General features: G+C 75.0%; 1 protein-coding gene. It reads left to right on the top strand.

Annotation, left to right across the window (positions count from 1 at the left end; translation table 11 throughout):
• Positions 1 to 135: 135 nt before the first annotated feature.
• Positions 136 to 2,644, top strand: a 2,509-nt coding sequence (locus JNW89_RS33980) for an MFS transporter (RefSeq protein WP_238452151.1), incomplete at its 3' end; no start/stop codon positions are given.

The following is a 2,644-nucleotide window of genomic DNA, read 5'->3' as shown; positions in this document are numbered from 1 at the left end:
GGCCGTACCGGCACCAGGCCACCGGCCCGCCGCGCGCCGCGCGATGCCCAGCCTGACGGTGTTCTACCTGATCGCGGTGGGGCAGCTCGTCTCGCTCATCGGCAGCGGGCTGACCGGCCCGCCGCGCGCCGCGCGATGCCCAGCCTGACGGTGTTCTACCTGATCGCGGTGGGGCAGCTCGTCTCGCTCATCGGCAGCGGGCTGACCGGCTTCGGCATGAGCCTCTGGGTCTACCAGCGGACCGGGTCGGTCTCGCTGTTCGCCACGGCCACCGTGCTGGCGCTGCTGCCGGCCGTGGTTCTCTCCCCCATCGCGGGCGCGCTGGCCGACCGGTGGGACCGACGACTGATCATGATCATCGCGGATTGCCTGGCGGCCACCGGCACGGTGAGCCTCGCGCTGCTGCTGTGGCTGGGCCAGCTCCAGCTCTGGCACGTCTTCACCGCCATCACCGTCACCGCGGTGGCGACGGCGTTCCAGCAACCCGCCTACCTGGCGGCCGTCACGCAACTGGTGCCGAAGCGGTACTACGGGCGCGCCAACGGCATCGTCTCCCTCGGCACGGCGACGAGCACCGTGCTGGCGCCGCTGGTCGGCGGCGCCCTGGTGATCGCGGTCGGGCTGCGCGGGATCGTCGTCATCGACCTGCTCACCTTCGCCTTCGCGGTCGCCGTCACCCTGTCGGTCCGCTTCCCGGACACCCTGTTCGTCCGGCGCGAGGAGCCGTTCCGCCGGGAGGTCCTGGGCGGCTGGCGGTTCATCACCCGCCGGCACGGCCTGGTCGCGCTGGTCGTGCTGACCGCGTCGCTGAACTACTTCTTCGCCATGGTCGAGGTCCTGGTCACCCCGCTGACCCTGTCGTTCGGGGATCCGGCGGTGCTCGGCCGGGTGCTCGCCGCCAGCGGCGTCGGCATGCTCGTCGGCGCGGTCGTGATGGGCGTGTGGGGCGGCACGGCCCGGCGTACCACCGGCATCCTGGCCAGCGTCGTGCTCCTCGGCGCGTCGCTGCTCACCGTCGGCCTGCACCCGAGCCCGCTCTTCCCGGCCGTCGGCCTGTTCGGCATGGGCCTGGCCACGGCGCTGGTGAACACGCACTGGCTGGCCATCGTGCAGGCCAAGGTGGGGCTGGAGCTGCAGGGGCGGGTGCTGGCGATGGGCCAGATGCTGTCCTGGTTGATGGTGCCGGCCGGCTTCCTCAGCGCCGGCCCGCTCGCCGAGCACGTCTTCGCCCCGCTGGTCTCCCCCGACGGCGTGCTGGCCGCGGTCGTCGGCACCGGACCCGGCCGGGGCATGGCCCTCCGCGGCGATCGTCGCCGGACTCTGCTCGCTCGCGCTCGCCGCCGTCGGCATCGCCTACCGGCCGATCCGCGACGTCGAGGACGAGCTGCCCGACAGCATCCCCGGCAGCATCGTCCTCGCCGACAAGGACCGCCTCCAGGAGGCCGCCGACCAGGAGCTGGCGCTGGTCAGGAGCGGCGGTCCACGGCCGGGCGACAGGACCGGGAGGGCCGCGTCGGTGCGCGGTGGTCGCCGGTGAGCGCCCCCACCCGGCCCGCCGGCCCCACCCGCCGGTCCACCGGCCGGCGCGCGACCCCCGCAACGGCGGTCGTGGACTGCCTGCACCGGATGGTGGCCGCGCAGGCCGCCCGGACCCCGGAGGCGGAGGCGCTCCGGTACGGCGACCGCGCCCTGTCCTACCGCGAGCTCGACGAGGCGGCGAACCGGCTGGCCCGGGTGCTGCTCCAGCGCGGGGTGGCCCGGGAGGAGCGGGTCGGCGTCTGCCTGCCGCGTACGCCGGAGCTGGTGGTCGCCCTGCTCGCCGTGCTCAAGGCCGGCGCCTGCTACGTCCCGCTGGACCCGGCGTACCCGCCGGCCCGGGTGGCCTTCATGACCGCCGACTCCGGCGTGCGGCTGGTGCTGACCCGCGCCGACCTCGCCGACCGGTTCCCCGACACCGCCCTCCCGGTCGACCGGCTCGACCCAGGCGGGGACGGCACCGACCCGGCGGTGGCGGCGACCCCGGCGGACCTGGCGTACGTCATCTACACCTCCGGTTCCACCGGGCGGCCCAAGGGCGTGGCCATCGAGCACCGCTCGGCGTCGGTGCTCATGCACTGGGTGCGGCAGACCTTCGACGACACCGAACTCGGCGGGACGCTCGCCGCCACCTCGGTCTGCTTCGACCTGTCCATCTTCGAGATCTTCGGCCCGCTCTGCTGGGGCGGTCGGGTGCTGCTCGTCGACGACGTGCTCGCGCTCGCCGCTGCGGGGGCGGACCGGCTGCCCGTCACCCTGGTCAACACCGTGCCCTCCGCGATGAGCGAGCTGCTCACCGCGGACGCCCTGCCGGCGAGCGTGCGTACGGTCTGCCTGGCCGGCGAGCCGCTCACCGCCGCGCTGGCCGCCCGGGTCTGGTCCCGCCGGCACGTCCGCCGGCTCTGCAACCTCTACGGCCCGTCCGAGGACACCACCTACTCCACCTGGGCGGAGGTGCCGCCGGACAGCGGGGACCCGCCGATCGGCCGCCCGCTGCCGCAGACCCGCGCCTACCTCCTCGACGCCGACGGGCAGCCGGTCCCGCCGGGCGAGCCGGGCGAGCTCCACCTGGCCGGGGCGGGCCTGGCCCGGGGCTACCTCGACCGGC

It is taken from the genome of Micromonospora sp. 4G55 (assembly GCF_016803375.1).
Note: the sequence above shows the minus strand (reverse complement) of the source record. Positions and strands in the feature narration are given on the sequence as shown.